This window comes from Bifidobacterium sp. VU/mBH4 (B4) (genome assembly GCF_058199535.1).
Map to the genome: position 1 here is coordinate 1 of NZ_JBVPQJ010000012.1, position 5306 is coordinate 5306.

A 5306-nucleotide genomic window follows, 5' to 3' on the forward strand; every position below is an offset into this window, starting at 1 on the left:
GTGGCGGCGGTGTGCTACTCTCCCACACTCTTCCGGGTGCAGTACCATTGCCGTGCTGGGTCTTAGCTTCCGGGTTCGGAATGGGACCGGGCGTCTCCCCCAGGCCATGACCGCCGCGAATCTTCAATTCTGCCGTCCCCTTCTCTTGAGGGGAGCGGGGTGTTCTGGCGGCTTGGGGACCGGATGGTGGACGCGTGTTCCGATTGTCTGATCGCCTGTGCGTGTTCGTGCATATTGCCGCAGGCATGTGTTTCGCAGTCGGGTTGATGCCGCCGCCCCTCATGGGGGCGGGTGTTGTGTTGTCTTCGACCATTAGTGCCGGTCGGCTCCGCCCCTTGCGGGGTGTCCACGTCCGGTCTATCGACCATGTGTTCTGCATGGGGTCTTCAGAAGCCCGGAGGCTTCATGGAATCCTTATCTTGGAGGGGGCTTCCCGCTTAGATGCTTTCAGCGGTTATCCCATCCGAACGTAGCCAACCGGCCGTGCCGCTGGCGCGACAACCGGCATACCAGAGGTTCGTCCACCCAGGTCCTCTCGTACTATGGGCAGGGCTCCTCAAGATTCCAACGAGCGCAGAGGATAGAGACCAAACTGTCTCACGACGTTCTGAACCCAGCTCGCGTGCCGCTTTAATCGGCGAACGGCCGAACCCTTGGGACCTGCTCCAGCCCCAGGATGCGACGAGCCGACATCGAGGTGCCAAACCATCCCGTCGATATGGACTCTTGGGGATGATCAGCCTGTTATCCCCGGGGTACCTTTTATCCGTTGAGCGATGCCGCGTCCGTACGCCGGCACCGGATCACTATCTCCGACTTTCGTCCCTGCTCGACCCGTCGGTCTCGCAGTCAAGCTCCCTTGTGCGATTGCACTCAACACCCGATTGCCAACCGGGCTGAGGGAACCCTTGGGCGCCTCCGTTACTCTTTGGGAGGCAACCGCCCCAGTTAAACTACCCGCCAGGCACTGTCCCTGGCCGGGATGACCGGCCGAGGTTAGAGGCCAGATGAGGACAGAGCGGTATTTCACATTCCGGCTCCACGGATGCTGGCGCACCCGCTTCGAAGCCTCCCGCCTATGCTACACAGTCCGCACCTAACGCCAATACCAAGGTATAGTAAAGGTCCCGGGGTCTTTTCGTCCTTCTGCGCTTAACGAGCATCTTTACTCGTACTGCAATTTCGCCGAGCTCCTGGTCGAGACAGTGGGGAAGTCGTTACGCCATTCGTGCAGGTCGGAACTTACCCGACAAGGAATTTCGCTACCTTAGGATGGTTATAGTTACCACCGCCGTTTACCGGGGCTTGAATTCACCGCTGCCCCCTCCGAAGAGGGATGACGGATCCTCTTAACCTTCCGGCACCGGGCAGGCGTCAGTGCATATACAGCGACTTACGTCTTCGCATGCACCTGTGTTTTTGGTAAACAGTCGCTACCCCCTGGTCTGTGCCGCCCCCACCGGCTCCGCGCGCAAGGCGCCTCACCGGCAGGGGCCTCCCTTATACCGAAGGCACGGGAGTGATTTGCCGAGTTCCTTGACCAGGATTCGCTCGATCGCTTTGGTATACTCTACCTGACCACCAGTGTCGGTTTAGGGTACGGGCGGCGCCACTCCTCACGCCGAAGCTTTTCTCGACGGAACGGCACACCGGATTCGGGGCACAAGGCCCCCCAACATCACACCTCGCGCTCATGCCGGGCGGATTTGCCTGCCCGACGCGCCGCATGCTTGACCACGGATAACCACCACCGCAGCCCGGCTCCCGTTCCGTGTCACTCCTGCGCTACCCGCCACGCATCCACACGCCGGTCCCACCACATCGGCAGGTCCGAAGACCAGCCTCCGAGGCAGGTAAGGGCACGCTTCCGCGTCTTGGATTGGACGGCTTGACGCCGGTAGGAGAATATCGACTCCTTCATCCATTCGACTACGCCTGTCGGCCTCGCCTTAGGACCCGACTCACCCGGGGACGACGAACGTGGCCCCGGAACCCTTGGTCATCCAGCGGGCGGGATTCTCACCCGCCTCTCGCTACTCATGTCTGCATTCTCACTTCCGCACGGTCCACGGCCGGCTCACGCCGCCGCTTCGCCCCATGCGGAACGCTCTCCTACCCAGCACAGCAAACTGCGCTGCCGCGTCTTCGGTGGCGTGCTTGAGCCCCGCTACATTATCGGCGCGGAACCACTAGACCAGTGAGCTGTTACGCACTCTTTCAAGGATGGCTGCTTCTGAGCCAACCTCCTGGCTGTCTATGCGACTCCACATCCTTTCCCACTTAGCACGCGCTTAGGGACCTTAGACGACGATCTGGGCTGTCTCCCTCTCGACGACGGAGCTTATCCCCCGCCGACTCACTGCCGCGATACACCTCGCACGTATTCGGAGTTTGGCTGCTGTCGGTACCCGATACGGGCCCTCAAGCATCCAGTAGCTCTACCCCATGGAGGCACTCACGCGACGCTGCACCGAAATGCATTTCGGAGAGAACCAGCTATCACGGAATTTGATTGGCCTTTCACCCCTAGCCCCAGGTCATCGGCCCGGTTTTCAACCCAGGTCCGTTCGGTCCTCCACGCGGTCTTACCCGCGCTTCAACCTGCCCAGGGCTAGATCATCCCGCTTCGGGTCCAGGACACGCGACTGGAAACGCCCTTATCGGACTCGCTTTCGCTACGGCTGCCCCACACGGGTTAGCCTCGCCACGCACCACTGACTCGCAGACTCATTTTTCGATAGGCACGCCGTCACCCCGAAAGGCTCCGACGGATTGTAGGCACACGGTTTCAGAAACTCTTTCACTCCCCTCCCGGGGTGCTTTTCACCTTTCCCTCACGGTACTCGTACGCTATCGGTCAGACAGGAATATTCAGGCTTACCCCACGGTCGGGGCCGATTCACACGGGATTCCACGAGTCCCGCGCTACTTGGGAACAAGAACCGGCAGGCGGCGCGCCTTCGGCTACGGGGCCATCACCCTCTACGGCCGGGAATTCAATCCCGTTCGCCTCACACGCCGCTTTATCACTGCCGCCGGGCCCGTCGGAGCCCGGACGCCAAGTCCCACAACACCCATGCCGCAACCCCCGACGGGTCTCACACGGCACCGGTTTGGCCATCATCCGCTTTCGCTCGCCACTACTCACGGAATATCCTTTCCTGCAGGTACTGAGATGTTTCACTTCCCTGCGTACCCCCCGCACGAATGCGGTGCCGGCCCATAACAGCCGGCGGGTTACCCCATTCGGACACCCTCGGATCAAAGCCCTGTCGGCGGCTCCCCGAGGCCTATCGCGGCCCCACGCGTCCTTCATCGGTCCTGTCTGCCAAGGCATCCACCATGCGCCCTTGCCGACAACACGACCACAGGCCATGCCACGACAACAACAACTGCGAACTGCCAGACGACAAATCATCACACTAAACGATCACAAAACGATCGACCCGAACCCACTCACATGGGCCCGGACGAAACAATACAGCAGACAGCCAGCCCAAAGCCAGCCATCCGCTCGCGTCCACTATCCAGTTCTCAAGCCACCAGCGCGCCGCCAAGACCCCCACAGGGCAACACCCCATGCAGGAACCCGACGGGCGGCAGGAACACCACCCACCAGGGTGGCGGTCCGGGAACCCAACAGCGCATCCATGCCACAGCCTCAAGACCGTTCCACGCCAGCACGCCCACGCCAGCCAGCCGAACAGCCGGCCCGCAGGCACGACCCCCGCGCAGCACGCGCGGAAGGATTTCCATAATCTCCGTAGAAAGGAGGTGATCCAGCCGCACCTTCCGGTACGGCTACCTTGTTACGACTTAGTCCCAATCGCGGACCTCACCTTAGACGGCTCCCCCCCAAACGGGTTGGGCCACCGGCTTCGGGTGCTGCCCACTTTCATGACTTGACGGGCGGTGTGTACAAGGCCCGGGAACGCATTCACCGCGGCGTTGCTGATCCGCGATTACTAGCGACTCCGCCTTCACGGAGCCGGGTTGCAGGCTCCGATCCGAACTGAGACCGGTTTTCAGGGATCCGCTCCATGTCGCCATGTCGCATCCCGCTGTACCGGCCATTGTAGCATGCGTGAAGCCCTGGACGTAAGGGGCATGATGATCTGACGTCATCCCCACCTTCCTCCGGGTTAACCCCGGCGGTCCCCCGTGAGTTCCCGGCATGACCCGCTGGCAACACGAGGCGAGGGTTGCGCTCGTTGCGGGACTTGACCCAACATCTCACGACACGAGCTGACGACGACCATGCACCACCTGTGAACCGGCCCCGAAGGGAAGCCGCGTCTCCGCGGCCGTCCGGCACATGTCAAGCCCAGGTAAGGTTCTTCGCGTTGCATCGAATTAATCCGCATGCTCCGCCGCTTGTGCGGGCCCCCGTCAATTTCTTTGAGTTTTAGCCTTGCGGCCGTACTCCCCAGGCGGGATGCTTAACGCGTTAGCTCCGACACGGAACCCGTGGAACGGGCCCCACATCCAGCATCCACCGTTTACGGCGTGGACTACCAGGGTATCTAATCCTGTTCGCTCCCCACGCTTTCGCTCCTCAGCGTCAGTGACGGCCCAGAGACCTGCCTTCGCCATCGGTGTTCTTCCCGATATCTACACATTCCACCGTTACACCGGGAATTCCAGTCTCCCCTACCGCACTCCAGTCCGCCCGTACCCGGCGCCGATCCACCGTTAAGCGATGGACTTTCACACCAGACGCGACGAACCGCCTACGAGCTCTTTACGCCCAATAAATCCGGATAACGCTTGCACCCTACGTATTACCGCGGCTGCTGGCACGTAGTTAGCCGGTGCTTATTCGAAAGGTACACTCACTCTCGCTTGCTCCCAATCAAAAGCGGTTTACAACCCGAAGGCCGTCATCCCGCACGCGGCGTCGCTGCATCAGGCTTTCGCCCATTGTGCAATATTCCCCACTGCTGCCTCCCGTAGGAGTCTGGGCCGTATCTCAGTCCCAATGTGGCCGGTCGCCCTCTCAGGCCGGCTACCCGTCGAAGCCTTGGCAGGCCATCACCCCGCCAACAAGCTGATAGGACGCGACCCCATCCCATGCCGGTAAACCCTTTCCCGCACCATCATGCGATGATGCGGAGCATCCGGCATTACCACCCGTTTCCAGGAGCTATTCCGAAGCATGGGGCAGGTTGGTCACGCATTACTCACCCGTTCGCCACTCTCACCGCCAAGCAAGCTTGGCGGATCCCGTTCGACTTGCATGTGTTAAGCACGCCGCCAGCGTTCATCCTGAGCCAGAATCAAACCCTCCACAAAAAACCATGAAGAAG

General features: G+C 61.1%; 3 rRNA genes. All 3 read right to left on the bottom strand.

The window, feature by feature from the left end:
- Position 1: 1 nt before the first annotated feature.
- Positions 2-118 (bottom strand): 5S ribosomal RNA (gene rrf / locus AC0AII_RS08670).
- A gap of 175 nt (positions 119-293) precedes the next feature.
- Positions 294-3364, bottom strand: a 23S ribosomal RNA gene (locus AC0AII_RS08675).
- Positions 3365-3767: 403 nt separating this feature from the next.
- Positions 3768-5292, bottom strand: a 16S ribosomal RNA gene (locus AC0AII_RS08680).
- Together the 16S, 23S and 5S rRNA genes form the textbook arrangement of a ribosomal RNA operon.
- Between the last annotated feature and the right edge of the window lie 14 nt (positions 5293-5306).